Genomic DNA, 331 nt, shown 5'->3' with positions numbered 1-331 from the left:
AAGGAGCAGCCTTGATGCTTACAATTGATGAGAAGAATACGAACTTTGACGCAGATACTTCCGTACATTCTCATTTTTTGTGCAAGCGTTGTGGACACATTTATGATCTGAAATGCCCGGAAGCCATAAAGAAAGTGGAGAATATAGACATGGATGGTCACCAGGTATCAGAAGTTCATTATTATTATAAAGGTATTTGCAAGAATTGCTTAAGTAAAGATAAAGAAACACGTATTGACTAATTAATTTAAAATTGAGAAGAAAATGAAAAAATTTAGATGTACTGTATGCGGTTACGTTCATGAAGGTGACGCAGCTCCTGAAAAATGCC

General features: G+C 35.6%; 1 protein-coding gene and 1 pseudogene. Both read left to right on the top strand.

Annotation, left to right across the window (positions count from 1 at the left end; all coding sequences use genetic code 11):
- Positions 1 to 242, top strand: a pseudogene (locus tag AB5935_RS26740) (transcriptional repressor); the annotation flags it as partial.
- Positions 243 to 264: 22 nt separating this feature from the next.
- Positions 265 to 331, top strand: a 67-nt coding sequence (locus tag AB5935_RS26735) for a rubredoxin-like domain-containing protein (RefSeq protein WP_368327949.1), incomplete at its 3' end; no start/stop codon positions are given.

This window comes from Phocaeicola sp. RTP21198st1_B8_RTP21198_201120 (assembly GCF_040929485.1).
Classification (GTDB): Bacteria; Bacteroidota; Bacteroidia; order Bacteroidales; family Bacteroidaceae; genus Phocaeicola; species Phocaeicola dorei.
Note: the sequence above shows the minus strand (reverse complement) of the source record. Positions and strands in the feature narration are given on the sequence as shown.